The organism is Streptomyces sp. NPDC107575 (genome assembly GCF_055657265.1).
In genome coordinates this window covers 1,085,542-1,110,588 of sequence record NZ_JBVKBG010000001.1, presented here as the reverse complement: position 1 = coordinate 1,110,588, position 25,047 = coordinate 1,085,542, and the positions used below count along the sequence as shown (strand labels likewise).

Genomic DNA, 25,047 nt, shown 5'->3' with positions numbered 1-25,047 from the left:
GTTGCCGTACTGCGTCGGCCGTTTCCAGGATGACCGGGCCGCGACCCGGCGGGCGCCGCGCGTGTCCGGTCCGGGGCGCCGGCAGTCGAGTTCGCGACCGTTTCGAGGAGTTGACAGGGCGTTGAGGATGCCAGGCTTGCTGGCGCGGGGCGTCGACCCGCGCGAGGTGTCGGAGGCCGCTCTGGCGGACGGCCTCGCGGCGGGTGACGTCGCCTGCCTCGCCGAGGTGTACCGGCGGTGGGCGCCGCTGGTGCGGGGCCTTGCCCAGCGGGCGCTCGGCGACCGCCACGAGGCGGAGGACGTGATGCAGCAGGTGTTCCTCGCCGCCTGGCGCGGCCGGTCCGGGTACCGGCCCGAACTGGGCCCGCCCTCCGCCTGGTTGACGGGCATCGCCCGGCACCGGGTCGCGGACGCGCTCGCCGCCCGGAGCCGGCGCGCTGCGCTGTTCGAGGCGGCGGCCGGTCGGCACGCGATCCTGGTCGGCCGTGAGCCCGCGAACGACTCCGGCATGGACGCGGTCGTAGAACGGCTGCTGCTGTCGCAGGAGTTGGCACGCCTGCCGAGCACGCAGCGCACGGTGCTGTCCCTCACGTTCTACGAGGATCTGACGCAACCCCAGATCGCCGAGCGCACCGGCTGGCCGCTGGGCACGGTCAAGAGTCACGCCCGGCGTGGCATGCGGCGCCTCGGCGACCGGCTGCGCGGCCGGGGCGAACGCGGGTGAGACACGCAGGACCCGAGTGCATCCGTTCGGCCCCTTCGGGCCGAACCCCCGGTGTGCGGCGCACGAGCACGGCCGCGCACTCCCGGGCGGCCCAGACCCCGCCGCCCGCCCATCTCAGCGGGGTCGGCGCCGCTGAGGTGGGGATCGGCGGGACGCCACTACAGTCGATGATCATGAACATTGGTTCCGTCCGCCTCGGCGACGTACCCGAGTCCGACATCGAACGCGCCCTGGCGCTCACCCGTCTCGTCTTCCACGAGTCACCCGACGACGAACGCCGCAAACAGCAGGAGCAGCTGCTGTCCGGCTCCCTGCGGATCGGCGCGTACGACGGCGAGGAGCTCGTCGGATTCGCCGCTGCGCACCCCTTCACACTCTCCGTGCCGGGCGGCGGCGACCTGCCCTGCCCCGGCCTGTCGTACGTCTCGGTCGCGCCCACGCACCGCAGGCGCGGCGTGCTGTCGGCGATGATGTCGGAGCTGTTCGACCGCTGCGCCGGGCAAGGCGCGCCGCTGGCCGCGCTGTGGGCGTCGGAGTCGGCGATCTACGGCCGGTTCGGCTTCGGCACCGGCACGTACGGTGCGACCGTGGAGATCGACTCGCGGCGCGCGCTCGCGCTGCGCGTGGAACCCGACGAGCGTGCGCTGCGCCTGCTCGACGCCGATTCGGCGCCGGCCGTGCTCGCCCCGTACTTCGAGAGGACGCGCGGGCAGCGGGCCGGCCGTCACGCGCGCACGCACGCGTGGTGGCGTGAACAGTTGCTGGCGCGGCAGGACGAGGAGGACGAGGACCTGTCGCCGCCGCGCGTGGTGACGCTCGGCGACCCCATCGCCGGTTACGCGATCTACCGCACCAAGTCGGGCGACTGGTCCGGGGGCGCCGCCGGTCTGGTGAGCGTCGAGGAGCTGGAGGCCGACGCGCCCGAGGGGGCGGCGGCGCTGTGGCGGTATCTCGCGGACATCGATCTGACGGGCACGGTGCGCGCGCACGGCAGGCCGCTCGACGACGCGCTGCCGCTGCTGGCGGCCGATCGCGATCAGGTGACCGTGACGCGGGTCGAACCGGCGCTGTGGGTGCGCCTGGTGGACGTGCGCGCGGCGCTCGCGGCCCGCACGTGGGCGGCGCCCGTGGACCTGGTGCTCGCGGTCCGTGACGCGTGGCTCCCGGCGAACGCGGGGACGTTCCGGCTGATCGCTTCGCCGGACGGCTTCTCTTACGTGCCCTCGGACGACGCGCCCGATCTGACCGTGGAGGCCCGCGATCTGGCGACCGCGTACATGGCGGCGACGCCGGTGGCGGCCCTGGTGCGCGCGGGTCTGGTGGCGGAGCACACGCAAGGCGCGGCGTCGATGCTCGACGCCGCGCTGCGCACGGAGCTACTGCCGCACACCGGCGACACGTTCTGAACTCACCTCGCTGCTGGGCGGGTTCAGCACTCCATCTTCCACGTGTGGGAGTCGCCGCTGTCGTTCGCCCAGCCGTTGGAGGGGATCTCCTGGCCGGGCGAGAGACAGACGGTGCCGAAGCCGACGAGCCCTGGGTTCTCGTAGACCTGGACGTGGTCCTTGATGCCTGGTCCGGAGATTCCGTGGTTGGCCCAGGAGGAGTCCTCGTCCTGGATGCCGTCCTCCCAGTCGTGGTCGTCGCCGGACCAGTTCCAGCGCATTCCGGTGTAGTTGGCGTCCGTCCAGGCGCAGAACTCGCCGCTGGGGCACTGGGCCGCGAAGGCGGTCGCGGGGAGCGCGGCGCCGCCGAGGGCGAGGACGGCGGCGGTGACGAGGGCGATCGGGTGCTTCATCTGGTCTGTTCTCCTTGCGGGATCTGAGGGATCAGCGGGATCAGCGGGTTGAGTAGGTGGAGCCGTGCAGCACGCGGGTGGACGCGTCGAGCGCGTGGGCCCGCAGCCGCTGCCAGTCGGCGAGGTCGGCTCGGTGCCGGGCGCGCACGGAGGCGAGGCTGAGGTCGCGGTGGGCGGCCTCGGGCCCCAGGTTGTTGACGACGGTCGACACCTGGAACCAGCGTTTCTGGTCGCCGTAGAGGGTGCGTTGGGCGGCGGCGAGGCAGCCGTCGGTGTGGGCGCGTACGGGGATGCCGTTGGCGAGGGTCAGGGAGAGTTCGGCGGGCGGGCGGCCGAAGAGGGCGGCTGCGACCCGCTGCTCCTCCGCCCGGTCCGCCGGGCGCCGCCCGGGCCGGGGCGGTGTGAGGCCCTGCCGGGTGAGGCATCGGTCGGTGAGCGTCTGGGTCGCGGCCCTGATGGTGTCTTCGGGTGTGGGGGCGGTCTTCTCGGTGCGCTCGGTGGTGCAGCCCGTGAGCGGGAGCAGCAGGGCGCAGGCGAGGACGGCGAGGGCTCGGGTGCGGCGGTTCATGGCGCGCTCAGCCCTGCTCGCACCCCATGGTGGTGTCCGAGACACCGTCGAGTTTTCCGGCCCACTCCCAGTTCTCGGAGTAGTCGTCGCGCCGGATCTCCCGGTAGAGGCAGCCGGTCGCGGTGTAGCTGATGGCGTAGACGGTCCCGGCCACGCGGGAGTCGAAGGAGACGGCGTGCCGCGCCGTCCCGTTCTCCGCGTCGGCGTAGCCGGGCGGCCCGTAGCACCAGGCCTGGCCATGCATGCCGACCTCGGTCCAGAAGCAGACCTGGCCGGGCGGCACGGCGGCGGGCGCCGCGGCGGCGGTGGGTGCGAGGGCGGTCGTGGCGCCGCCGAGGAGGGGAAGCGTGAGGGCGAGCAGCACGGATCTGTGCTTCATGAAGGGTTTCATTTCGTGACCCCGGAGTGATCGTTCTTACTGAGCGTGATCACACTGCCCCGGAGTCGACGCGATCAAGCGCCGTGTCACCCTTGTCAGTGACTATTGGTAACCGGCATGCGACGCCGCGGGCCGCGCCGGCGCGGCTGGGTGCGGGCCATGCGGACCGCGTCGACGGACTCGGCGAGGAGTTCGTACTCGGTGGTGTCGTCGCGGGTCGCGATCCTGACGAGCCGTCCGGAGGCCAGCTCCTCCGCGACGCTCTCCTGCTGCTCCGGGTCGGCGCACCAGGCCCGCAGCTGTTCCGGCACGTCGGGTGCGTCCTCGGCCATGGGCGTCAGCGCACCCTCGGGTAAGTGCGGCTGCCCGGGGTGCGGGTCGAGGCGCTCGGCCATCCACATGGCCCGGTCGCGCAACCACCACAGGGCCAGCGCGATGGTGGGGGCGCGATATGTGCCGAGCGGAACACCCACGCGCCGGCCGCCGCAGATTCCGTACGCGGTGACGTGGCACAGGAATTCGTCGTGCACGGTCTCCCCCAATGCCTGGCGCCCGATTGCATTGACTGTTGTGCCAAACGATCAGTGATCCACCGCAACGGCGAGAATGTGCCGGGCAATTGGCCCGGACCGCGCCGCCTTCGAGCAAAGTTCAACCGTTCCCTGATCAAGTATCGGCACTCCGGATCCGGTGTCACCATTGCTTTTACGCCAGTCTCCGGGCATATTCACGGCGCGCGTTGGCCGAAATAGCTCAGGTCGGAGACACTGCACGCATGCGCTCACACGACGTACTCATGGACGGTTACAGCCGTATTCGGGAAGAGGTGCACGCGGCCGTCGAAGGCCTTTCCGCCGACGCGCTGAACGAGCGCCCCGAGGACACGGCGAATTCCATTGCCTGGTTGATCTGGCATCTCACCCGCGTTCAGGACGACCATGTCGCCGACGCCGCGGGGCTCGAGCAGATCTGGCTCGCGGGCGGCTGGGCCGAGCGGTTCGAGTTGCCCCTCGACGAGTCGGACACGGGGTACGGGCACACACCGAAGCAGGTCGGCCAGGTGCGGGTCGCCTCGGGCGAGCTCCTCGTGGGCTATTACGACGCGGTGCACGAGCAGACGCTCGGTTTCCTCGGCGGTCTGAAGGACGCCGACCTCGACCGCGTCGTCGACGAGGGCTGGGATCCGCCGGTGACGCTCGGGGTACGGCTCATCAGCGTGCTCTCGGACGATCTGCAGCACGTGGGGCAGGCCGCCTACCTGCGCGGACTGAGCTGAACCCACCGACTGCACGCACTCGACGGCGGCGCCGGACCTCCCGTCCGGCGCCGCTTTCGTGCGTGCCAGAGGCCTTGACAACTCCATTGGTCTGAACCAACTTTGGCGCACACAGCGGTGGCCACCGTTCACATCCGCTCCATCCCCACCTCTTGCCAGGAGGCTCTCCCGTGGACCGTGCACGCCCCCGCAGACGCAGACCCGGCCTCGCGCTCGCCGTCGTGGCGGCCGCCTCGCTCGGCGTCACCGCGCTCGCCTCTCCCGCGCAGGCCGCCGACGTCAACGTGGCCAAGAACGCCGGCTTCGAGTCGGACCTGAGCAACTGGACGTGCACCGCGGGCAGCGGCTCCGCCGTCACCTCGCCCGTGCACGGCGGCACCAAGGCGTTGAAGGGCACCCCGTCGGGCCAGGACAACGCGAAGTGCAGCCAGACCGTCGCTGTTAAACCCAACTCGACGTACACGCTCAGCAGTTGGGTGCAGGGCGGCTACGCCTACCTCGGCGCGAGCGGCACCGGCACCACCGACGTGTCCACGTGGACGCCGGGCAGCTCCTCCTGGCAGCAGCTCACGACGAGCTTCAAGACCGGCGCGAACACGACCTCGGTGACGGTCTACACGCACGGCTGGTACGGGCAGAGCGCGTACTACGTCGACGACGTGAACGTCTTCGGCCCCGACGGGGGCGGCGGCACGGATCCGGTGGTGGTCCCGGCCGCGCCCACGGGGCTCGCGGCGGGCGCGACCACCGCCTCGTCCGTGGGCCTGTCCTGGTCCCCGGTCTCCAACGCCACCGGCTACAACGTGTACCGCGACGGCGCGAAGGTCGCCGCCGTCACGGGCGCCTCGACCACCGTCACCGGGCTCACGGCCGACACCTCGTACAGCTTCCAGGTCACCGCGACGAACGCGGCGGGCGAGTCCGGGAAGTCGGCGGCGGTGAGCGCGAGGACCGCCACGTCCGGCGGCAATCCCGGCGGCGGCACCGTGCCCAAGCACGCGCTGACCGGGTACTGGCAGAACTTCGACAACGGCGCGAGCGTCCAGAAGCTGCGCGACGTCCAGTCGCAGTACGACATCATCGCCGTCGCGTTCGCCGACGCCACCACCACGCCGGGCAAGATCGCCTTCAACCTGGACCCGGCCGTCGGGTACGCGAGCGCCGGCGACTTCAAGGCGGACATCGCCGCCAAGCAGGCGGCCGGCAAGTCCGTGATCCTGTCGGTCGGCGGCGAGAAGGGCACCGTCGCGGTGAACAGCGACGCCTCGGCGACGGCGTTCGCGGACAGCGCGTACGCGCTGATGCAGGAGTACGGCTTCGACGGCGTCGACATCGACCTGGAGAACGGCCTCAACTCGACGTACATGTCGAAGGCGCTGCGCCAGCTGTCGGCGAAGGCGGGCGGCAAGCTGGTCCTGACGATGGCGCCGCAGACCATCGACATGCAGTCGACGTCCGGCGAGTACTTCAAGACCGCGCTGAACGTGAAGGACATCCTCACGGTCGTCAACATGCAGTACTACAACAGCGGTTCGATGCTGGGCTGCGACGGCAAGGTCTACAGCCAGGGCTCCGTCGACTTCCTCACGGCGCTCGCCTGCATCCAGTTGGAGGGCGGCCTCGACGCCTCGCAGGTCGGGCTCGGCGTCCCGGCGTCGACGCGCGGCGCGGGCAGCGGGTACGTGGCCCCGTCGGTCGTCAACAACGCGCTGGACTGTCTGGCGCGCGGCACCGGCTGTGGCACGTTCAAGCCCGCGAAGACCTATCCGGGGCTGCGCGGGGCGATGACCTGGTCCACGAACTGGGACGCGACGGCGGGCAACGCCTGGTCGAACGCGGTGGGTCCGAAGGTGCACGCGCTGCCGTAGGGACGGCGGCCCGGGCCGGTGGCGCGACGCCGCCGGCCCGCTCGCGTGTCAGCCGCCCATGAAGAGCATCGTGCCGTCGGGGCCCAGCGCCTCGACGCGCGCGCCGTGTTCGACGGTGCGGCTGACCGTGCAGTACTTCTCGTGGGTCAGACGGATGCCGCGTTCGAGCGCCTCCGCGGCGTCCGTGTCCCCTTCGGGCAGGTCGATCTCGTACGAGACCCGGACGGATCCGACCCGCCCGTCGTCCTCCGGCCGCGACGCGGACTCGACGGTGATGCGCAGCGCGTCGTGCGGCACGGTGCGGGCCGTGCGGTCCACGACCAGGCCGCCGCAGCCGCCGAGCGCGGCGAGGAGGAGTTCCACGGGGGTGAAGGAGGGCTGGGCGCCCTCGCTGTCGGCGGGGGCGATGCGGACCTCGGCGCCGCGGTCGTTGCGCGCGGTCCAGTCGCGTTCGCCGTTGCGGACAGTTTCGATGCGGTAGTCGGCCATGCCGGAACGGTAACCAGCGGCGGGCTCCGCGCCGCGCAGCGCCTACGGGGTGTCGGGGCGGCGGCGGGTCGGGGAGTCCGCGTGCCCCACGCCCACGGACTCCCCGATGGTGCTCCCTCCCCGGGCGACCGCTGCCCGAGTGCGCGGCCGCCGTGTCGCAGAGTCTGCCGGGGACGGCCGCGGACTTCATCCCGCACCCCCGGAATTCGGTAACTTTACGTATTGAATCAGTGGCGAGAAGTTACGGGCTCGTGGCGCCACATCCCGTACATAGGGCGGGAGTCGAGACGCGGGCCGGTCCGTCTGGCGTGATCCCTTCGTCTCAAGTACGGCCGGATCACTGTGCCTCCGGGCGCCCCTCCAGGCGCTCCCCGCACCGGGCGCAGAACAGGGCTCCGGCGTCGTCGGCGGCGCGGCCGCACGCCGCGCACACGCGGGGCAGCAGGCAGGGCGCCTCGCCCCCCTCGGCCGTGACCTGCGGTTCGGCGCGGCGGATGGTCATTCCGGGCCGCCTGCGGTGCGCCGTGAGATAGACGAGTCCGTCCTCGCCCGCGCTGACCGCGCGCCGCTCGCCGCGCGGCACGAACGCGAGCGTGCCGGGCGCGAGACCTTCCTCCTCGCCCGCCCGGTGGAGCGTGCCGTGGCCCTCCACGACGACGAGGAGCACGTCGAGCTCGGCCTCCACGTACCCGTCGCCGCCACCGCCCGGTCGCAGCCTGACGACGTTGGCGTCGAGCTGGCGGGCCGCGCCGTCGAGCCGCCAGAGGGCGCCGGTCGCCTCCGGCGCGGCGGCGCTCAGTACGTCGGCAAGGGTGACGTGGGCTGCGGGCATCGGGCTGGCTCCCCTGGCGTGGTGCGTCGAATCGTGGCCGTTCGATTCTCCCTCACCGCAACTCTCTCTGTTCAAACAGTGGACTCAGCAACACGGCTCTGCAATTCTCCAACAACTGAACGCAAGAACCTGATGCACGTCCTTCAATTCGCTCACAACGGCGCAGGGACAGGAGAGGCATGTTCGGACAGTGCGTGTTCAGATCCAGGGGGAGACGGGGGTGGCGGGGAGCCGCGGTGGCGTTCCTCGTGTGCACTCTGGCGCTCCTCGGCCTGCCCGCCATGACCGCGCAGGCTACGGGCGGGCCCAATCTCGCGGCGGGGGCGCAGACCAAGGCGAGCAGCGCGAAGTCGGGCTACGGGGCGGGGAACGTCTCGGACGGCAACCCCTCGACGTACTGGGAGAGTTCGGGCGGCGACTGGCCGCAATGGGCACAGGTCGACCTGGGGTCGACGGCCCGCGTCGACGAGGTGACACTGCGCCTGCCGGCCGCCTGGGAGAGCCGGAGGCAAACGCTCTCGGTGCAGGGCAGCACCGACGGAACGACCTTCGACACGCTCAAGTCCTCGGCGCCGTACGACTTCTCGCCCGGCTCGGGGAACACGGTGGACGTCTCCTTCCCGGCCACGCAGACGAGGTACGTACGCATCGTCGTCACCGCCAACACCGGCTGGAAGGCCGCCCAGTTGGCGGAGCTCGAGGTGCACGGCGCCGCCGACTCGTCGGTGAACCTCGCGCGCGGCAAGACGTTCACGGCCAGTTCCGTGACGCAGACGTACGCGGCCGCCAACGCGGGCGACGGCGACCTGTCGAGCTACTGGGAGAGCAAGAACGACGCGCTCCCCCAGTGGGTCCAGGTGGATCTCGGCGCGTCGGTGCGGGTGAACCGGGTGGTGCTGCGCCTGCCGCCGCCCTGGGAGACCCGGACGCAGACGCTCGCCGTGAAGGGCAGCACGAACGGCGCCGACTTCACCGATCTGGCGGCGTCGAAGGCGTACGAGTTCAGCGCGGCGGACGGGCAGCGGCAGAGCATCACGTTCGACTCGGTGACGACGCGCTACGTACGTGTGCTCGTGACGGCGAACACGCGCCAACCGGCAGGACAGGTCGGCGAGTTGGAGGTGTACGGGCCGACGACGGGCGACACCGAGGCCCCGACGGCGCCCGGCGACCTCGCCTACACGGAGCCCGCGACGGGCCAGATCAAGCTGACGTGGAAGGCGTCCACGGACAACTCGAAGGTCACCGGCTATGACATCTACGCGGACGGGCAGCTGCGCGCCTCGGTCGACGGTGACACCCTCACCTACACGGACACCCAGCCCGCGTCGGCGACGCTCACGTACTACGTGCGCGCCAAGGACGCGGCGGGCAACCAGTCCGCGAACAGCAACTCCGTGACGCGCAAGGGCGATTCGGGTGACACGCAGGCACCCACGGCGCCCGGCACCCTCGCCTTCACCGAGGAGACCAAGGGTCAGGTCAAGCTCGACTGGCGGGCCTCGACCGACGATGTCAAGGTCACCGGCTACGACATCTACGCGAACGGCAAGCTCCTCAAGTCCGTCGCGGGTGATGTCACCTCGTACACGGACACCCAGCCCGCGTCGGCGACGGTGACGTACTACGTGCGTGCCAAGGACGCCGCCGGCAACCAGTCGGCGAACAGCAACTCCGTGACCCGCAACGGCTCGACCACCGAGTCCGCGAATCTGGCGGTCGACAAGCCGGTGTCCGCGTCGTCGTCCGTGTACGCGTACGTCGCGCGGAACGCGGTGGACGACGACACCAGCACGTACTGGGAGGGCGCCCCGGGCTCGTATCCGAACAGCCTGACCGTGAAGCTGGGCGCGAACGCCGATGTCTCCTCACTCGTCCTGAAGCTCAGCCCGGACGCGGCCTGGGCGGCGCGCACGCAGAAGATCGAGGTGCTCGGGCGCGAGCAGAAGGCGTCGGAGTTCACGCGGCTCGCCGAACCGAAGGAGTACCGCTTCGATCCGGCGAGTGGCAACAAGGTGACGGTGCCGCTGACCGCGCGCGTCGCGGACGTGCGGCTCGTCTTCACCGCCAACTCGGGCGGCTCTGCGGGGCAGTTGGCGGAGTTCCAGGTGCTCGGCGAGCCCGCCCCGAACCCGGACCTGGTGGTCACGGGCATCACGTCGAAGCCGGAGACACCGGTCGAGTCCGACAAGGTCACCCTGTCGGCGACGGTGCGCAACGCGGGCACCGAGGCCGCCGACGCGACCGACATCGACTTCACGCTCGGCTCGAAGAAGGTCGGTACGGGTTCCGTGGGCGCGCTCGCGGCCGGTGCGTCGGCCACCGTGAGCGCGGAGGTCGGCGCGCACGAAGCGGGCTCGTACCAGGTCGGCGCGGTGGTCGACGCGAGCGAGCTGGTCGTGGAGCGTGACGAGGCCAACAACGAGTACACCAGCCCGACGAACCTGGTCGTGAAGCCGGTGACGAGCGCCGACCTGGTGGCATCGCCGGTCGCGTGGTCGCCGAGCGCGCCCACCGAGGGCGACACGGTCAACTTCTCGGTCGCGCTGAAGAACCAGGGCAACCAGGCGAGCGCGAGCGGCGGGCACGACATCACGCTCACCGTCACGGACTCCGGCGGGAACGTCGTGAAGACACTCACCGGCTCCCACGACGGCGCGATCGCGGCCGGTGACACCACGCCGCCCGTGAAGCTGGGCACCTGGACGGCGGGCAAGGGCAAGTTCACGGTGAAGACGGTGATCGCCGACGACGCGAACGAACTGGCGGTCAAGCGCGCCAACAACACGTCCACGCAGCCCCTGTTCGTGGGCCGCGGGGCGAGCATGCCGTACGACATGTACGAGGCGGAGGACGGCACGGTCGGCGGCGGCGCGAAGGTCGTCGGCCCGAACCGGACCGTCGGCGATGTGGCCGGCGAGGCCTCGGGCCGCAAGGCGGTCACCCTCGAATCCACTGGCAGCTACGTCGAGTTCACCACGAAGGCGCCGACGAACACGCTCGTCACGCGCTTCTCGATGCCGGACGCGGCGGGCGGCGGAGGCAAGAACTCGACGCTGAACGTGTACGTGGACGGCAGGTTCCTGAAGGCCGTCGACCTGACGTCGAAGTACGCGTGGCTGTACGGCTCGGAGACCGGTCCGGGCAACTCCCCCGGTGCCGGGGCGCCCCGGCACGTCTACGACGAGGCGAACCTGCTGCTCGGCACGACGGTCCCGCAGGGCAGCAAGATCCGCCTGCAGAAGGACGGCGCGAACGACTCCACGTACGCGATCGACTTCATCAACCTCGAGGAGGCGAAGGAACTCCCCAACCCGGACCCGGCGGCGTACGCCGTGCCGACCGGGTTCTCGCACCAGGCGGTGCAGGACGCGCTCGACAAGGTGCGGATGGACACGAGCGGCAAGCTCGTCGGTGTGTATCTGCCGGCCGGTGACTACGAGACGTCGAACAAGTTCCAGGTGTACGGGAAGGCCGTGAAGGTGGTCGGCGCGGGGCCGTGGTTCACGCGCTTCCACACCCCGTCCTCGCAGGAGAACACGGACGCGGGCTTCCGGGCCGAGGCCAGCGCCAACGGGTCGACCTTCGCCCACTTCGCCTTCTTCGGGAACTACACGTCACGCATCGACGGCCCCGGCAAGGTCTTCGACTTCTCGAACGTCGCCGACATCACCATCGACGACATCTGGAACGAGCACACGGTGTGCCTGTACTGGGGCGCCAACACCGACAAGATCACCATCAAGAACTCGCGGATCAGGGACACGTTCGCCGACGGCGTCAACATGACGAACGGGTCGACGGACAACCACGTCGTGAACAACGAGTCGCGGGCGACCGGCGACGACAGCTTCGCGCTGTTCTCGGCGATCGACGCGGGCGGCGCCGACGAGAAGAACAACGTCTACGAGAACCTGACCTCGCTGCTGACCTGGCGAGCGGCGGGCATCGCGGTCTACGGCGGCTACGACAACACGTTCCGCAACATCCTCATCGCGGACACCCTCGTCTACTCCGGAGTCACCATCAGCTCGCTCGACTTCGGCTACCCGATGAACGGCTTCGGCACGGGCCCCACGAAGCTGGAGAACACCTCCATCGTCCGCTCCGGCGGCCACTTCTGGGGCGGGCAGACCTTCCCCGGGATCTGGATGTTCTCGGCGTCGAAGGTGTTCCAGGGGATCCGCGTCAACGACGTCGACATCGTCGACCCGACGTACAGCGGAATCATGTTCCAGACCAACTACGTGGGAGGGCAGCCCCAGTACCCCATCAAGGACACGATCCTCACCGACGTGACGATCTCGGGGGCCCGCAAGAGCGGCGACGCGTACGACGCGAAGTCCGGCTTCGGCCTGTGGGCGAACGAGATGCCCGAGGCGGGCCAGGGCCCGGCCGTCGGCGACGTCACCTTCCACAACCTGAAGCTGAGCGACAACGCGGTGGACATCCGCAACACGACGTCCACGTTCAAGATTGAATCGCTGCCGTAGGCAGTCGGTGACACAGCAGGATGGGGTGGCCGGGCGCGCATGCCCGGCCACCCCTTCTTGCCACCGGGAGCCACCCATGCACCGACATGCCTCGCACGCCCGCATCTCGACCGCGCTCGCGCTCCACGACGACCGCCGACTGCGGGACATGGTCGAGGCCGCACGGTCCGGTGGGGCAGGGATCGGCGGACGCTCCGGCGTTCTCGATGTCGACGGCACTCCCGTGTTCGTGAAGCGGGTGCCTCTCACGGAAAGGGAGTTGAGGCCGGAGCATCTGCGCTCGACCGCGAACATCTTCGGGCTCCCGGGCTTCTACCAGTACGGCGTGGGCTCGGCCGGATTCGGTGCGTGGCGGGAGCTGGCGGCGCACGTGACGACCACGAACTGGGTGCTGTCCGGCGCCCACGACGGGTTTCCGCTGACGTACCACTGGCGGGTTCTGCCGGACGCGCCGCCCGACGGCTTCATGGACCAGTTCGGCGGGATCGACGGGGCCGTGGCCCACTGGGAGGACTCCCCCGCCGTGCGCAGGCGCCTGGAGGAGCTGGCAGCGGCGCGCCACAGTCTCGTGCTGTTCCTGGAGTACGTACCGGCCACGGTCGCGGGATGGCTCGCGGCGCGTGGTGACGATGTCGCCGCGTACCGCTGGGTGCTGCGGGAGCTGGGGCGCGGCACCGGCTTCCTGCGGGACCAGGGCGTCGTGCACTTCGACGCGCACTTCGGCAATCTGCTCACCGACGGCGACCGGATCCTCTTCGCGGACTTCGGCCTCGCACTCAGCTCCCGGTTCCAACTCTCCGCCACGGAGCGCGATTCCCTCGACCGACACCTCCCCTCGTACGACACCTTGCTGACACTGAGCCATCTGCGGCGCCACCACCTGCCTCCGACCGCTCCCGACGCGGCGCGCGGACTGCTCGCTCCCCACGCGCCGGCGCTCGCGGTGTTCGACGGCTTCGTCGAGCGTCTGCTGGGCGACACCAAGCGGACGCCGTACCCGGCCAAGGACATCGCGGAGGCCCACACCTAAAGGAACAGCGGTTCCATTACAGCCGATCCCTTGCTAGGGTTCCAACACGCCTTAACGGGGCTACCGAACCATTAACGAGGAGATCGACATGGAATACCGACAGCTGGGATCGTCCGGACTCAAGGTGCCCGCGCTGAGCTTCGGAGCCGGGACCTTCGGTGGTCGTGGGCCGCTGTTCTCCGCCTGGGGCACCGCCGGGGTCGACGAGGCGCGGCGGATGGTCGACATGAGCCTGGAGCACGGGGTCACCCTGTTCGACACCGCCGACGTGTACTCGGACGGGGCCTCCGAGGAGGTGCTCGGCGCCGCACTCAAGGGGCGGCGCGACCGGGCGCTGATCTCGACGAAAGCCGCGCTGCCGACCGGCGAGGGGCCGTACGACGCCGGGGTGTCGCGTTCGCGGCTCATCGCGTCCGTCGATGCCGCGCTGCGGCGCCTCGACACCGACCGCATCGACCTCTTCCAGCTGCACGCGTACGACGCGAGCACGCCGGTCGAGGAGGTGCTCGCTACCCTCGACGACCTGGTCCGGGCGGGCAAGATCCGCTACACCGGCGTCTCCAACTACGCGGGCTGGCAGTTGATGAAGGGGCTCGCGGCGGCGGAGAAGCACGGGCGGCCGCGGTTCGCCGCACACCAGGTGTACTACTCGCTCGTCGGCCGGGACTACGAGTGGGAGCTGATGCCGCTCGCCAAGGAGGAGGGCGTCGGCGCCGTGGTGTGGAGCCCGCTCGGGTGGGGGCGGCTCACCGGGAAGATCCGGCGCGGGCGGCCGCTGCCCGCCGACAGCCGGCTCCACCAGACCGCGCAGTTCGGGCCGCCGATCGAGGACGAGCACCTGTACCGGGTGGTGGACGCGCTCGACGAGATCGCCCTCGAGACCGGGCGGGCGATCCCGCAGATCGCCATCAACTGGCTGCTGCGCCGCCCCACCGTGTCCACGGTGCTGATCGGCGCCCGCAACGAGGAGCAGCTGACGCAGAACCTGGGAGCCATCGGCTGGGAGCTCACCCCGGAGCAGGTCGCGAAGCTGGACGCGGCGAGCGAGACCAAGGCCCCGTACCCGTACTACCCGTACCGGACCCAGGACGGGTTCCGGCAGCTGAATCCGCCGGTGGTGTGAACCGGACCAGGAGAGTGTCAACGTTGGGTTGACACCCAGGTACTGTCAACCTACGGTTGCATCATGACCAATTCCGGCGGGAACACGCCTTCCGTTCGCCTCGACGACCTCATCGACGCCATCAAGAAGTCGAACACCGACGCCCTCGACCAGCTCCAGAACGCCGTCATCGCGGCGGACCACCTCGGCGACATCGCCGACCATCTGATCGGCCACTTCGTCGACCAGGCCCGCCGCTCCGGCGCCTCCTGGACGGACATCGGCAAGAGCATGGGAGTCACCCGCCAGGCCGCGCAGAAGCGCTTCGTGGCCAAGGGCTCCGAGTCCGACCTCGACCCCAGCCAGGGCTTCAACCGCTACACCGACCGCGCCCGCAACGTGATCGTCTCCGCGCAGAACGAGGCCCGCGCCGCGAGCAACCCCACCATCACCCCCGCGCACCTGGTGCTCGGCCTGCTGCACGAGCCGGAGGGCCTCGCGGCCCGGGCGATCGTCGCGCAGAACGTGCTCCTGGACACCGTCCGGCAGGCCGCGACGGCCGAACTCCCCGCGAAGTCCGACGACATGCCGGCCCTGGTGCCGTTCGACGCGGACGCCAAGAAGGCCCTGGAGCTGACGTTCCGCGAGGCGCTGCGCCTGGGCCACAACTACGTCGGCACCGAGCACATCCTGCTCGCACTCCTGGAGCACGAGAACGGTACGGGGCTGCTCGCCGGCCTCGGCATCGAGAAGGACCAGGCGGAGTCGCAGGTCCTCGCGGTCCTCTCGGAGATCGTGAAGAACCAGCAGGAGTCCGGGGAGGACTGAGCGTCTCCCTGGCAAACAACCGTCCGGAACCCGTCTCCCGCCTGTGCCGCCCACTTTTCTTCATAGGCGCAGGTGGGAGACTGCTTCCATGACTGCTGAGCGCTCAGGAACCCCCGCCCTGCCGGGCGATCTCATCGACGTCGACGAGCTGATCGAGGCGTACTACACGCGCGAGCCCGACGTCACGCGCCCCGAGCAGCGCGTCGTCTTCGGCACGAGCGGCCATCGCGGCTCCAGCCTCGACGGCGCCTTCAACGAGAAGCACATCGCCGCGATCACCCAGGCGATCGTCGAGCACCGCACCGCGGAGGGCATCACGGGCCCCCTCTTCATCGGCCCCGACACGCACGCCCTGTCGCTCCCGGCCCTGAAGACCGCACTCGGCGTCCTCGCGGCGCACGGCGTGCGGGTCCTGGCCGACGCCCACGAGGACTTCGTGCCGACGCCCGCGCTCAGCCACGCGATCCTGCGCTGGAACCGGGACGCGCCGGCCGAGCGCGCCGACGGCATCGTGATCACGCCGAGCCACAACCCGCCCCGCGACGGCGGCTTCAAGTACAACCCTCCGCACGGCGGCCCCGCCGACTCCCAGGCGACCTCATGGATCGCCGACCGCGCCAACGAGCTTCTGGAAGACCCCGCTTGGGCACCGCGCACGGCCGACGACGCGGCCTGGGAGCCGTACGACTTCCGTGAGCGCTACGTCGAGGACCTCGAGAACATCGTCGACATCGACGCCATCCGCGCCTCCGGCGTGCGGGTCGGCGCCGACCCGCTGGGCGGGGCGAGCGTGCACTACTGGGCGCGGATCGCCGAGAAGTACGGGATCGACCTGACCGTGGTGAACCCGGAGACCGACCCGACGTGGCGTTTCATGACGCTCGACTGGGACGGCAAGATCCGGATGGACCCGTCGTCGGCCCCCGCGATGGCCTCGGTCCTGGCACGCCGCCACGACTTCGACCTGCTGACCGGCAACGACGCGGACGCCGACCGGCACGGCATCGTCACCCCCGACGCGGGCCTGATGAACCCGAACCACTATCTGGCCGTCGCCATCCACTATCTGTTCAGCCACCGGCCCCAGTGGTCGGCGTCCGCGGCCATCGGCAAGACGCTCGTGTCGTCCGCCGTCATCGACCGGATCGCCGCCACGCTCGGCCGCGAACTCGTCGAGGTACCCGTCGGGTTCAAGTGGTTCGTGCCGGGCCTGGTCGACGGCTCGGTGGCGTTCGGCGGCGAGGAGAGCGCCGGGGCGAGCTTCGTCCGCAAGGACGGCAGCGTGTGGACCACCGACAAGGACGGCATCCTGCTGGCTCTGCTGGCCGCCGAGATCACCGCCGTCACCGGGAAGACGCCCTCGGTGTACTACGCCGAACTCGCCGCCGAGCACGGCGCGTCGGGCGCCGCGTACGCCCGCATCGACGCCAAGGCGACGAAGGAGCAGAAGGCGCGGCTCGCCAAGCTGACCGGCGACGCGATCACCGCCGACACCCTCGCGGGCGAGCCGATCACGGCTCGCCTCTCCGAGGCGCCGGGCAACGGCGCGGCCATCGGCGGCCTCAAGGTCACCACCGAGAACGCGTGGTTCGCGGCCCGGCCCAGCGGCACGGAGGACGTCTACAAGATCTACGCCGAGTCGTTCCACGGCGCCGAGCACCTCGCCCAGGTGCAGAGCGAGGCGCAGGCGATCGTGGACGCGGCGCTCAGCTGACGCGGCGGGCTCAGTCCCGGGTCTCCGCGATGCCGGGGAGGTCGGCGACGCCGTCCAGCACGTAGCTGTGCGGGTGGGCTTCGAGCTGCTCACGGGTGAGCTGACCCGTGAGCACGCCGACCACGACGCCCGCGCCGGCATTGAACCCGGCCTCCAGGTCGACGACGGTGTCTCCGGCCACGAGGATGTTGCGTACGTCGACGGTCCCGGTCTTCTCCATGGCGCGCTGGATCATGTACGGGGCGGGGCGGCCGCGCGGCACCTCGTCGGAGGTGACGACCGCGTCGAGGTTGCCGCCCTCCTCGGTGGACCAGCCGAGCGAGTCGAGCAGGGGCAGGGCCACGTCCGCGCTGAAACCGGTGGTGAGGGCGACCTTGATGCCTCGGCCGCGCAGTTCCTCAAGTGCCTTGTCGGCGTGGGCGATCGGCTCCGGCGGCTGCTTCGCGTAGCTCTCGCGCAGGTGGGCGCGGAACGTCTCGTACTGCTTCTCGACCAGCTCCGCGTCGGGGGTGCCGCCGCCGATGCGGACGAGCGCGGCGATGGCCTCGCGCTTGTCGGTGCCCATCCAGGTCTGCAGGTCGACCGGGTCGACACGGACGCCGGTGGTCTCGACGGCGTGCCGCAGCGCGTCGTACACGGCCCCGTGTTCGTCGATGGTGGTGCCTGCCATGTCGAAGACGGCGAGTTCGATCACTGCTGTTCCTCACGTGTGGTGCGGGTGTCTGTCGTGCGGGTGTCTGTCGTGCCGCCGCGGGCCGCGACGGTGCGGCCGTCCATGGTGTTCTCGATGGTGAACGTGGCCATGGACGGCAGATAGCGGTCGTCCGCGTACTCAACCGGCCTGCCGTCGCCGGTGTACGCCAACCTCCGTACGCGGAGCAGGGGTTGGCCGACATCGACACCGAGGAGTTCGGCGTCCTGGGGGTCCGCGGCGACGGCGTCGATGGTGTGCCGCGCGCGGTGCAGGTCGACGCCGCGCGAGGTGAGCGCGTCGTAGACCGAGCCCTCGTCCGGGTCGACCGCGAACAGGTGCAGGCCGACGTCGAGGACGAACGTGGAGCGCTCGACCATCGCCGGCACCCCGTCGAGGTGGCGCAGCCGGACGAGGTCGACGGCGGGGGCGCCCTCGTCGAGGCCCAGGCGTGCGGCGGCCTCGGGGCTCGCGCGGCGCCGGGCCACCTCCACGGTGTGCTGGCCCGGGGTCCGCCCGATGGACGCGGCCCACTGCGTGAACGACATCAGCGAGGCGAACGGCTGCGAGGGCGTGACCCTGCGCGCGACGGGCGGCTTGCCGCGGCCGCCGACCAGATGGCCGTCGGCCCGCAACTGCGCGAGCGCCTGGCGCACGGGGCCGCGCGAGGTCCCGAACTCCTCGCACAGTTGCGCCTCGCTGGGCACGGGCGCCCCTTCGGGCCACTCCCCCGTCTCGATGCGCCGCCGGAACTCGGCGCCGAGCCGCTGGTGCAGCGGCCCCTCCTCACCACTTGTCTTCACAAGTAGAGCGTCTCAGCCCGACGCCGAGCCGGGCAAGAGTGACCTCGGCGCACAGCTGGTAAACAACGAGGAAACTTGTATAGACAACCCTTGCGGGTGGTGGCGGGCGCTCCGCAGGGTTGGTGTCATGAACAACGCATCAGCGCCATCCACCGCCCTCCCCCGCGACCGCAGCGATCTCGTCGTGGTGGGCGCCGGCATCGTCGGCCTCGCCCACGCCTTCGAGGCGGTGCGCCGGGGGCTCAGCGTCACCGTGGTCGAGCGGGACCGGCGGCCGGTGGGCGCCTCCGTGCGCAACTTCGGCCACTGCTGTGTCACGGCGCAGCGCGGCGAGCTGCTCGACCTGGCGCTGGCCTCGCGCTCCGGCTGGCTGGACGCCGCCAAGTCGGCCGGCCTCTGGGCGCCGGAGGCGGGCGCGCTCGTGGTGGCGCGGTCGGCGACCGAGCTGGCGGTCCTGGAGGAGCTGCGCGACGAGCGCGGCGCGGACGCGGTGCGGCTGCGCACGCGCGACGAGGTCGGCGAGGAACTGGGCCGCTCCACCGAGGGACGCGCGGACCTGGTCGGCGGCGCGCTGCTGCCCGCGGACCTGCGGGTGGACCCGCGCGAGGCGGCGCCCCGGCTCGCGCAGTGGCTGGCCGGGCAGCCCGGCGTGACGATCACCTGGGGCACGAACGTGGTCGGCGTGGAGTCCGGCACGGTGCACACCAGCCGCGGCCCCGTGCACGGGGACCGGATCCTGCTCTGCGTGGGCCACGACCTGGACCGTCTGTATCCGGCGCAGGCCGAGGCGCACGGCATCGAACGCTGCCGCCTGTCGATGGCCCGGGTGGCCGCGCCCCATGCCTTCCGCACGGACTCGGCGGTGCTGACCGCGACGTCGATGCTGCGCTACGACGGGTTCACGGCGATGCCGTCGGCCGACCGGCTGCGCACCGAAGTCACCGGGCACAGCCCCGAGTTGCTGGACGTGGTCGCCAACGTGATGTTCACGCGGCTGCCCGACGGCACGGTCCTGGTCGGCGACTCGCACGCGTACGACGCGACGGAGATCCCCTTCCAGGACGAGGCGACGACTCGGCTGCTGCTGCGCGAGGCCTCGCGCGTCCTGGGCGTCCCCTCGGTGCGGGTCACGGAGCGCTGGCAGGGCGTCTACGCCAGCAGCCCCCGCGGCCCCCTGCTCGTGCGCGAGGTGGCGCCGGGCGTCCGGGCGCTCTCGGTGACCTCGGGGATCGGCATGACGCTGTCGTTCGGGCTCGCGGCGGCGACCTTCGACGGATCACTTGCTGAGACGGCGTCGGACCCGACGCAGGATTGATCAATTCTTTGCCCGTGGCCGGATCGCTCTGGTCGCCCAAGGCAACTTTTTCCAGGAGGCCCCCGCCACAAGGGATTTGCGAAGGGGATCATTCCGGTTGGCGCCACGACCGGCGGCTGAAACCGCTCGGTCGGGCGCCTTCAGCGTGTTACGGGGACATTGACCCACCCCGCCGCCATGACACACGCTCGACACATAGATGCCGTGTACAACTTGTTGCCCCGGTTGGCCACGGCCGTACGGCGAGCAGGAGGAAGCGTTATGTGTGGCATCACCGGCTGGGTTTCCTTCGACCGTGACCTGCGGGCCTCGGCCGAGACAGTGGATGCGATGACCCAGACCATGGAGTGCCGCGGTCCCGACGACCGCGGCACCTGGATCGAGGGCCCCGCGGCCCTCGGTCACCGCAGGCTCGCCATCATCGACCTGCCGGGCGGCCGGCAGCCCATGACCGTCGAAACGGCGGACGGGAACGTCGCCCTGGTCTACTCGGGCGAGACGTACAACTACACCGAGCTGCGCGCCGAACTCGAAGCCCTCGGCCACGAGTTCCGCACCGACTCCGACACCGAGGTGGTGCTGCACGGCTACCTCGAATGGGGCGAGGACCTGCCCGAGCGCCTCAACGGCATGTACGCGTTCGCCGTCTGGGACGGCCGCGCCGACAAGCTCGTCATGATCCGCGACCGGATGGGCATCAAGCCCTTCTACTTCTACGAGACCCCGGACGGCGTGCTGTTCGGCTCCGAGCCCAAGGCGATCCTCGCCAACCCGAACGCCGCACGCCGGGTCACCCTGGACGGTCTGCGCGAGCTGTTCACGTTCGTGAAGACTCCGGGGCACGCCGTGTGGGACGGCATGAACGAGGTGGAGCCCGGCACGATCGTCACCGTCGACCGTGCGGGACTGCGGCAGCGCGCGTACTGGACGCTGGAGACGAAGCCGCACACCGACGACCAGGAGACGACCGTCGCCAAGGTGCGCGAGCTGCTCGACGACATCGTGCGCCGCCAGCTCGTCTCGGACGTGCCGCGCTGCACGCTGCTGTCCGGTGGCCTCGACTCCTCCGCGATGACGGCGATCGCCGCCCAGCAGCTGGCCGGTCAGGGCGAGACGGTGCGCAGCTTCGCGGTCGACTTCCTCGGCCAGGCCGAGAACTTCGTCGCCGACGAGCTGCGGGGCACGCCCGACACCCCCTTCGTGCACGACGTGGCGCAGGCCTCGGGCACCGACCACCAGGACATCGTGCTCGACTCGAACGCGCTCGCCGACCCCGAGGTGCGCGCCCGCGTCATCCGGGCACGTGACCTGCCGGCGGGACTCGGGGACATGGACGCCTCCCTGTACCTGCTGTTCAAGGCGATCCGCGAGCAGTCGACGGTCGCCCTGTCCGGCGAGTCGGCGGACGAGGTGTTCGGCGGCTACCTCCAGTTCTTCGACGAGGAGGCCCGCACCGCGGACGCGTTCCCGTGGCTGGTCAGCATGGGCCGACACATGGGTGACGACTCGGACGTGATCAGGCCCGAGCTCGCCAAGCGCCTCGACCTGGAGGGATACACCGCCGACAGCTACGCCGAGGCGGTGCGCGACATCGAACGCCTGGAGGGCGAGAGCGACTTCGAGTACCGGATGCGCCGCATCTGCTATCTGCACCTGACCCGCTTCGTGCGGGTCCTGCTCGACCGCAAGGACCGGGCCAGCATGGCGGTGGGCCTCGAGGTGCGCGTCCCGTTCTGCGACCACCGCCTCGTCGAATACGTCTACAACACGCCGTGGGCGCTGAAGTCCTTCGACGGCCGGGAGAAGTCCCTGCTGCGCGAGGCGACGGCGGACGTGCTGCCGACGTCCGTGTACGAGCGGGTCAAGAGCCCCTACCCGTCGACGCAGGACCCGAAGTACGCGCTCGCGCTGCAGGAGCACGCCAAGGACCTGCTCGCGAAGCCCTCGCACCGGGTCTTCGAGATCGTCGACCGGGACCGGCTCAGCGCCCTCGCCCACCGTGAGAGTCCGCAGATCATGCAGGCCTCGCGGCGCGGCCTGGAGCGCACGCTCGACCTGGCGCTCTGGCTCGACATGTACGACCCGGAGCTGGTCCTGGACTGACACCGGAGCCGAAAACGGGCTGGCCCCGTGCGCCGTACCGTGTATAGGATCCCGGGCAGCATCGCGTGCCGGTCACCGACCGGGTGAGGCATGGAGGTGCCGGAGTTGCCTTCTGGAGGCAATCCACCATGGCAGTTCAGCTCAATCACACCATCGTTCACGCCCGGGACAACCGGGAGTCCGCCGAGTTCCTCGCACACATCCTGGGACTCGAAGCAGGGGACGCATGGGGCCCGTTCATCCCGCTCGAACTGAGCAACGGCGTGACCCTGGACTTCGCGACGATCCCCGCCGAGTCCATCACCGTGCAGCACTACGCCTTCCTCGTCACCGAGGAGGAGTTCGACGGGATCTTCGGGCGCATCAAGGACGCGGGGCTCACGTACTACGCGGACCCGCACGGCAAGCAGCCCGGCGAGATCAACCACAACGACGGGGGCCGTGGCGTGTACTTCATGGACCCCGCGGGCCACGGCATGGAAGCGATCACGCGCCCCTACGGGAGCGGTGACAAGTAGCAGGACCGGGATCGGGTGGGGCCGTGGCCTTCGGGCCCGGCCCCACCGTCCGTTCCAGGACCGGTCAGCTGTCCTGGAGCACTCCGAAGACATTGCCGTCCGCGTCCTTCAGGGAGGCGATCCGCCGGCCGGGGCCTACCTCCGTGACGTCCTGGACGACCTCGGCGCCGGACTCGACCAGGGACTTGACCGTCCCCGCGATGTCGTCGACGGTCCAGTAGCCCACGGGGCCCGTCATCCCCTGCTGGTGCCCGTTCGGATTCAGCCCGAAGTGCTGCCCCGCCACGTCGTAGCCCACGTAGTACGCCTCGTCCGATGACGGCTCCACGCCGAGCAGCTTGGTGTAGACGGCCTTGGCGGCGGCGAGGTCGCGAACGGGGGCGATGATCGTGTGCTGACCGCTGGTCATGGAGTACTCCTTCAATCGATACGTGACTCTCACTGCTACGACACGCGCCACGACGGATGTGTGACGGCTTCCGCGAAAAAATCCCGAAGCGCTCCCCGGCCCGCCGCTCAGCCGAAGTTCGTCACGTCCAGAAACAGGAACACCGTCCCGACGACGAACGCCGCGATGCCGAGCGCACCGAGGGCGAGCGCCGTCCGCCTGGCCGGGCGGCAGGCCGCCTCGGCATCCTCCTGCCGGACAGAGGCCCCGCACGGGAGCGCCGCAAGACCGTAGGTCACCAGTCCCGCGGTACCGACCGTGAGGCCGAGTCCGAGCCACGTCACACTCGCGGACATAAAGGACATGCGTCCGATTTTGCGCCCGTTCGTGGGATCCCGCTATTCAGAATGTGACCGTGCGCACACGTGGTGCGTGTGCCTCAGGACCCCTCGTCCAGGCCGGGCACGGGCGCGCCGGACGGGAAGCCGGCCGCGACGTAGGCGTCGTAGAACTCCTTCCACGGCGGCGTCGCCCCCGTGTGGTCCTCGGTCAGGGGCTCGCCGCGGTCCGCCGCGTCGAGGGCGAGCAGGCAGACCTCCCAGCCCGCCGCGTTGCGAGCCGCCGCGGCCGCGCTCTCCAGCACATTGGTGAGCGTCAGGTGCGTGCCGCCGTCGCCGCGCTCCTCCAGGTCGTACTGCAGCTCGTCGCCTCCCCACGTGAACGAGAAGTGCCGCGGGGGCTCCGCGGCGACGACCGTGCCGACCGACTCCGGCATGTTCGGGTCGTCGAAGAAGCGGATCGTGGCGCCCGGACCCAGCTCGCCGGCCTCGAACTTGGACGGGAACCAGTGCGCGAGGTCGGCCGGGTCCGTGACATACCGCCAGACGCGGTCGATCGGCTTCCCGTACGTACGGGTGAACCGGACGGCGGGTCGGCCGTCGTCCAGGGTGAGGTAGCTGCCGGTGGTGGTCGTCATGCCTGCGCCTTCCGTGCCGTCGCGGTCAATGCCCACTGCCGACCTTCTCACCGGCCGCCGACAGTCGCCTCCGCCGCGGTGGTGCGCGGGCCGTTCCTCGGGCAGGCTCGGGGCGCACGGATCGTGTCAGACCCCGGAGGGAGACCCACGTGCCCGGCAACGCCTCGTACGGCAAGAAGGCATTCAAGCGGTCCCGCAGTCACTTCACCGACCGGATCACCGCCGACGGCCGCGACGGCTGGCCGGTGGAGGCGGGCCGCTACCGGCTCGTCGTGAGCAGGGCCTGCCCCTGGGCGAGCCGCGCCCTGGTGGTGCGCCGCCTCCTCGGCCTGGAGGACGCGCTGTCGCTCGCGGTCGCCGATCCGATCCAGGACGACCGCAGTTGGCGCTTCACGCTCGACCCGGACGACCGCGACCCGGTGCTCGGGATCCGCTACCTCAGCGAGGCCTACGACGCGCGGGAGACCGGGTATCCGGGCGGCGTCAGCGTGCCGGCGATCGTCGACGTACCGTCCGGGAAGCTCGTCACCAACGACTATCAGCAGCTGACGCTCGACCTGGAGACCGAGTGGACGGCGCTGCACCGGGACGGCGCGCCCGACCTGTACCCGGAGCCGCTGCGCGACGAGATCGACGAGGTGATGGACGGCATCTACCGAGATGTGAACAACGGCGTGTACCGGGCCGGCTTCGCGAGCGAGCAGGACGCCTACGAGGAGGCGTACCGGGACGTGTTCGCGCGCCTCGACACGGTGTCGGAGCGGCTCGCCGACCAGCGCTACCTCGTCGGCGACACGATCACGGAGGCGGACGTCCGGCTGTTCACGACGCTGGTCCGCTTCGACGCCGTCTACCACGGCCACTTCAAGTGCAACCGCAACAAGCTGGCCGAGGACCCCGTCCTGTGGGCGTACGCGCGCGACCTCTACCAGACGCCCGGCTTCGGGGACACGGTCGACTTCGACCACATCAAGCGGCACTACTACCAGGTGCACACCGGCATCAACCCCACGCGGATCGTGCCGCTCGGCCCGGACCCGTCCGGCTGGGAGACCCCGCACGGGCGCGAGAAGCTGGGCGGGCGCCCGTTCGGCGACGGCACACCACCCGCGTCCCGATAGGCTCTGGGCGTACGAACCACCTGGTCACGGA

24 protein-coding genes are annotated in these 25,047 nt (G+C 70.6%); 13 read left to right on the top strand and 11 right to left on the bottom strand.

All coding sequences use genetic code 11. The features are described 5' to 3' along the window. The first annotated feature begins 127 nt into the window (after positions 1-127). Together ACZ7L4_RS05195 and ACZ7L4_RS05190 are read left to right on the top strand one after the other, a co-directional pair. Entirely contained in the window at positions 128-724 is a 597-nt protein-coding gene (locus tag ACZ7L4_RS05195; RefSeq protein ID WP_472099817.1) for an RNA polymerase sigma factor, read from the top strand. A gap of 173 nt (positions 725-897) precedes the next feature. Beyond that, a complete protein-coding gene (locus ACZ7L4_RS05190; protein WP_472099815.1) occupies positions 898-2,130 on the top strand; it encodes a GNAT family N-acetyltransferase in 1,233 nt (410 codons plus the stop codon). Positions 2,131-2,153: 23 nt separating this feature from the next. On the opposite strand, the gene ACZ7L4_RS05185 is transcribed toward ACZ7L4_RS05190, so the two are convergent. The 4 genes from ACZ7L4_RS05185 to ACZ7L4_RS05170 form a co-directional block, all read right to left on the bottom strand. Beyond that, a complete protein-coding gene (locus ACZ7L4_RS05185; RefSeq protein WP_450814102.1) occupies positions 2,154-2,522 on the bottom strand; it encodes a peptidase inhibitor family I36 protein in 369 nt (122 codons plus the stop codon). Positions 2,523-2,562: 40 nt separating this feature from the next. After that, the gene (locus ACZ7L4_RS05180) at positions 2,563-3,090 is read right to left on the bottom strand and encodes a hypothetical protein (RefSeq protein ID WP_472099813.1); all 528 of its coding nucleotides are present in this window, start codon (positions 3,088-3,090) and stop codon (positions 2,563-2,565) included. A gap of 7 nt (positions 3,091-3,097) precedes the next feature. Continuing rightward, a complete protein-coding gene (locus tag ACZ7L4_RS05175) occupies positions 3,098-3,469 on the bottom strand; it encodes a hypothetical protein (RefSeq protein ID WP_472099811.1) in 372 nt (123 codons plus the stop codon). A gap of 95 nt (positions 3,470-3,564) precedes the next feature. Then, entirely contained in the window at positions 3,565-3,999 is a 435-nt protein-coding gene (locus ACZ7L4_RS05170; protein WP_450814096.1) for a hypothetical protein, read from the bottom strand. 245 nt (positions 4,000-4,244) lie between these two features. On the opposite strand from ACZ7L4_RS05170, the gene ACZ7L4_RS05165 reads away from it, so the two are divergent. Next, the gene (locus ACZ7L4_RS05165) at positions 4,245-4,745 is read left to right on the top strand and encodes a mycothiol transferase (protein WP_472099809.1); all 501 of its coding nucleotides are present in this window, start codon (positions 4,245-4,247) and stop codon (positions 4,743-4,745) included. Between the two features lie 170 nt (positions 4,746-4,915). Further along, the gene (locus tag ACZ7L4_RS05160) at positions 4,916-6,613 is read left to right on the top strand and encodes a chitinase (protein ID WP_472099807.1); all 1,698 of its coding nucleotides are present in this window, start codon (positions 4,916-4,918) and stop codon (positions 6,611-6,613) included. 48 nt (positions 6,614-6,661) lie between these two features. Here ACZ7L4_RS05160 and ACZ7L4_RS05155 read toward each other — a convergent pair whose 3' ends face one another. After that, a complete protein-coding gene (locus ACZ7L4_RS05155) occupies positions 6,662-7,102 on the bottom strand; it encodes an OsmC family protein (protein WP_472099805.1) in 441 nt (146 codons plus the stop codon). 337 nt (positions 7,103-7,439) lie between these two features. Beyond that, entirely contained in the window at positions 7,440-7,934 is a 495-nt protein-coding gene (locus ACZ7L4_RS05150; RefSeq protein WP_472099803.1) for a cupin domain-containing protein, read from the bottom strand. A 179-nt stretch (positions 7,935-8,113) separates the two neighbouring features. On the opposite strand from ACZ7L4_RS05150, the gene ACZ7L4_RS05145 reads away from it, so the two are divergent. From ACZ7L4_RS05145 to pgm, 5 genes are all read left to right on the top strand, one after another. Next, positions 8,114-12,427: a discoidin domain-containing protein gene (locus tag ACZ7L4_RS05145; protein WP_472099801.1), complete on the top strand. Its 4,314-nt coding sequence runs from the start codon at positions 8,114-8,116 to the stop codon at positions 12,425-12,427. A gap of 76 nt (positions 12,428-12,503) precedes the next feature. Beyond that, on the top strand, positions 12,504-13,457 hold the full coding sequence (locus tag ACZ7L4_RS05140) for a hypothetical protein (RefSeq protein WP_472099799.1): 954 nt from the start codon (positions 12,504-12,506) through the stop codon (positions 13,455-13,457). An 88-nt stretch (positions 13,458-13,545) separates the two neighbouring features. Further along, positions 13,546-14,580, top strand: coding sequence for an aldo/keto reductase (locus ACZ7L4_RS05135; RefSeq protein WP_472099797.1), 1,035 nt, complete (start codon positions 13,546-13,548; stop codon positions 14,578-14,580). 63 nt (positions 14,581-14,643) lie between these two features. Further along, positions 14,644-15,387, top strand: coding sequence for a Clp protease N-terminal domain-containing protein (locus tag ACZ7L4_RS05130; protein ID WP_472099795.1), 744 nt, complete (start codon positions 14,644-14,646; stop codon positions 15,385-15,387). Between the two features lie 88 nt (positions 15,388-15,475). Next, positions 15,476-17,101: a phosphoglucomutase (alpha-D-glucose-1,6-bisphosphate-dependent) gene (gene pgm, locus ACZ7L4_RS05125; protein ID WP_472099793.1), complete on the top strand. Its 1,626-nt coding sequence runs from the start codon at positions 15,476-15,478 to the stop codon at positions 17,099-17,101. Between the two features lie 10 nt (positions 17,102-17,111). On the opposite strand, the gene ACZ7L4_RS05120 is transcribed toward pgm, so the two are convergent. Together ACZ7L4_RS05120 and ACZ7L4_RS05115 are read right to left on the bottom strand one after the other, a co-directional pair. Continuing rightward, positions 17,112-17,795 carry a phosphonatase-like hydrolase gene (locus ACZ7L4_RS05120; protein WP_472099791.1) on the bottom strand — a complete coding sequence of 228 codons (684 nt, stop codon included), beginning with the start codon at positions 17,793-17,795 and terminating at the stop codon, positions 17,112-17,114. After that, the gene (locus ACZ7L4_RS05115; RefSeq protein ID WP_472099789.1) at positions 17,792-18,595 is read right to left on the bottom strand and encodes a GntR family transcriptional regulator; all 804 of its coding nucleotides are present in this window, start codon (positions 18,593-18,595) and stop codon (positions 17,792-17,794) included. The genes ACZ7L4_RS05120 and ACZ7L4_RS05115 overlap by 4 nt, the downstream gene beginning before the upstream one ends. Before the next feature lie 127 nt (positions 18,596-18,722). Here ACZ7L4_RS05115 and ACZ7L4_RS05110 point away from each other — a divergent pair, with 127 nt between their 5' ends. The 3 genes from ACZ7L4_RS05110 to ACZ7L4_RS05100 all read left to right on the top strand — a co-directional run bounded on the left by ACZ7L4_RS05110 (position 18,723) and on the right by ACZ7L4_RS05100 (position 22,531). Further along, complete coding sequence (locus ACZ7L4_RS05110) at positions 18,723-19,910, top strand: TIGR03364 family FAD-dependent oxidoreductase (protein WP_472099787.1); 1,188 nt, start codon at positions 18,723-18,725, stop codon at positions 19,908-19,910. 261 nt (positions 19,911-20,171) lie between these two features. Continuing rightward, positions 20,172-22,013 carry an asparagine synthase (glutamine-hydrolyzing) gene (gene asnB / locus ACZ7L4_RS05105; RefSeq protein ID WP_472099785.1) on the top strand — a complete coding sequence of 614 codons (1,842 nt, stop codon included), beginning with the start codon at positions 20,172-20,174 and terminating at the stop codon, positions 22,011-22,013. Positions 22,014-22,141: 128 nt separating this feature from the next. Then, the gene (locus ACZ7L4_RS05100) at positions 22,142-22,531 is read left to right on the top strand and encodes a VOC family protein (RefSeq protein ID WP_472099783.1); all 390 of its coding nucleotides are present in this window, start codon (positions 22,142-22,144) and stop codon (positions 22,529-22,531) included. 64 nt (positions 22,532-22,595) lie between these two features. Here ACZ7L4_RS05100 and ACZ7L4_RS05095 read toward each other — a convergent pair whose 3' ends face one another. From ACZ7L4_RS05095 to ACZ7L4_RS05085, 3 genes are all read right to left on the bottom strand, one after another. Next, positions 22,596-22,940, bottom strand: coding sequence for a VOC family protein (locus ACZ7L4_RS05095; protein ID WP_399234406.1), 345 nt, complete (start codon positions 22,938-22,940; stop codon positions 22,596-22,598). 107 nt (positions 22,941-23,047) lie between these two features. After that, positions 23,048-23,284, bottom strand: coding sequence for a hypothetical protein (locus tag ACZ7L4_RS05090; RefSeq protein WP_385761443.1), 237 nt, complete (start codon positions 23,282-23,284; stop codon positions 23,048-23,050). Positions 23,285-23,358: 74 nt separating this feature from the next. Next, positions 23,359-23,895, bottom strand: coding sequence for an SRPBCC family protein (locus ACZ7L4_RS05085; protein WP_472099781.1), 537 nt, complete (start codon positions 23,893-23,895; stop codon positions 23,359-23,361). Positions 23,896-24,044: 149 nt separating this feature from the next. On the opposite strand from ACZ7L4_RS05085, the gene ACZ7L4_RS05080 reads away from it, so the two are divergent. Beyond that, positions 24,045-25,016 carry a glutathione S-transferase family protein gene (locus tag ACZ7L4_RS05080; RefSeq protein ID WP_472099779.1) on the top strand — a complete coding sequence of 324 codons (972 nt, stop codon included), beginning with the start codon at positions 24,045-24,047 and terminating at the stop codon, positions 25,014-25,016. The last annotated feature ends 31 nt before the right edge of the window (positions 25,017-25,047 follow it).

Excerpts from the sequence above, each read along its gene's own strand:
- ACZ7L4_RS05195 (WP_472099817.1), top strand. The coding sequence starts at position 128 with ATGCCAGGCTTGCTGGCGCGGGGCGTCGACCCGCGCGAGGTGTCGGAG.
- ACZ7L4_RS05190 (WP_472099815.1), top strand. The coding sequence starts at position 898 with ATGAACATTGGTTCCGTCCGCCTCGGCGACGTACCCGAGTCCGACATC.
- ACZ7L4_RS05185 (WP_450814102.1), bottom strand. The coding sequence starts at position 2,522 with ATGAAGCACCCGATCGCCCTCGTCACCGCCGCCGTCCTCGCCCTCGGC.
- ACZ7L4_RS05180 (WP_472099813.1), bottom strand. The coding sequence starts at position 3,090 with ATGAACCGCCGCACCCGAGCCCTCGCCGTCCTCGCCTGCGCCCTGCTG.
- ACZ7L4_RS05175 (WP_472099811.1), bottom strand. The coding sequence starts at position 3,469 with ATGAAGCACAGATCCGTGCTGCTCGCCCTCACGCTTCCCCTCCTCGGC.
- ACZ7L4_RS05165 (WP_472099809.1), top strand. The coding sequence starts at position 4,245 with ATGCGCTCACACGACGTACTCATGGACGGTTACAGCCGTATTCGGGAA.
- ACZ7L4_RS05155 (WP_472099805.1), bottom strand. The coding sequence starts at position 7,102 with ATGGCCGACTACCGCATCGAAACTGTCCGCAACGGCGAACGCGACTGG.
- ACZ7L4_RS05150 (WP_472099803.1), bottom strand. The coding sequence starts at position 7,934 with ATGCCCGCAGCCCACGTCACCCTTGCCGACGTACTGAGCGCCGCCGCG.
- ACZ7L4_RS05145 (WP_472099801.1), top strand. The coding sequence starts at position 8,114 with ATGTTCGGACAGTGCGTGTTCAGATCCAGGGGGAGACGGGGGTGGCGG.
- ACZ7L4_RS05140 (WP_472099799.1), top strand. The coding sequence starts at position 12,504 with ATGCACCGACATGCCTCGCACGCCCGCATCTCGACCGCGCTCGCGCTC.
- ACZ7L4_RS05135 (WP_472099797.1), top strand. The coding sequence starts at position 13,546 with ATGGAATACCGACAGCTGGGATCGTCCGGACTCAAGGTGCCCGCGCTG.
- ACZ7L4_RS05130 (WP_472099795.1), top strand. The coding sequence starts at position 14,644 with ATGACCAATTCCGGCGGGAACACGCCTTCCGTTCGCCTCGACGACCTC.
- pgm (WP_472099793.1), top strand. The coding sequence starts at position 15,476 with ATGACTGCTGAGCGCTCAGGAACCCCCGCCCTGCCGGGCGATCTCATC.
- ACZ7L4_RS05110 (WP_472099787.1), top strand. The coding sequence starts at position 18,723 with ATGAACAACGCATCAGCGCCATCCACCGCCCTCCCCCGCGACCGCAGC.
- asnB (WP_472099785.1), top strand. The coding sequence starts at position 20,172 with ATGTGTGGCATCACCGGCTGGGTTTCCTTCGACCGTGACCTGCGGGCC.
- ACZ7L4_RS05100 (WP_472099783.1), top strand. The coding sequence starts at position 22,142 with ATGGCAGTTCAGCTCAATCACACCATCGTTCACGCCCGGGACAACCGG.
- ACZ7L4_RS05095 (WP_399234406.1), bottom strand. The coding sequence starts at position 22,940 with ATGACCAGCGGTCAGCACACGATCATCGCCCCCGTTCGCGACCTCGCC.
- ACZ7L4_RS05090 (WP_385761443.1), bottom strand. The coding sequence starts at position 23,284 with ATGTCCTTTATGTCCGCGAGTGTGACGTGGCTCGGACTCGGCCTCACG.
- ACZ7L4_RS05085 (WP_472099781.1), bottom strand. The coding sequence starts at position 23,895 with ATGACGACCACCACCGGCAGCTACCTCACCCTGGACGACGGCCGACCC.